At 58.2% G+C, this 521-nt stretch carries 1 protein-coding gene; it reads right to left on the bottom strand.

Annotated elements, in window-relative coordinates:
* Positions 1–454 (bottom strand): cbb3-type cytochrome c oxidase subunit I (locus CXQ94_RS24125; protein WP_181034383.1); only part of this gene is annotated, 454 nt, incomplete at its 3' end.
* Between the last annotated feature and the right edge of the window lie 67 nt (positions 455–521).

The raw sequence follows: 521 nt of genomic DNA, 5'->3' as shown, positions 1-521 counted from the left end.
GGGCCACCACCACGATGCCGATCTTGGTGATCGTCGGCTGCTCGAGGAACTCGCGCCCCATGGTCGGCAGCAGTTCGTTCTTGGTCATTTCCGCCAGCCCGGCATAGGGCACGAAGAGATAACCGAGAATGGTCAGCACGCCGGCCGCGGCGAACACCCAGAACAGGATGATGGCCAGTTTCGGACTGTGCAGTTCGCGGTCCGCTTCCTCGGGAATGAGGTAGTAGGCCGCACCCATGAAGCCGAACAGCAACCAGACGATCAGCAGGTTGGTGTGAACCATCCGTGCCACGTTGAAGGGCAGCAGCGGGAACAGGAAGTCGCCCACCACGTACTGCAGCCCCATGATCAGACCGAACAGGATCTGACCGACGAACAGGATCAGTGCAAACACGAAGTAGGGTTTGGCGACCGCCTGCGATTGGAATTTGAGATGCGGGTTAATGATGCCCATCTCGTGGCCCTCCTTTGAATTCGGAAACAAAGACGTTCATCACTCAACCTTCCTTGTTTGGCGGCCA

Origin of the sequence: Arthrobacter sp. GMC3 (assembly GCF_002929305.1) — a bacterium.
Taxonomy (GTDB): domain Bacteria; phylum Actinomycetota; class Actinomycetes; order Actinomycetales; family Micrococcaceae; genus Specibacter.
Note: the sequence above shows the minus strand (reverse complement) of the source record. Positions and strands in the feature narration are given on the sequence as shown.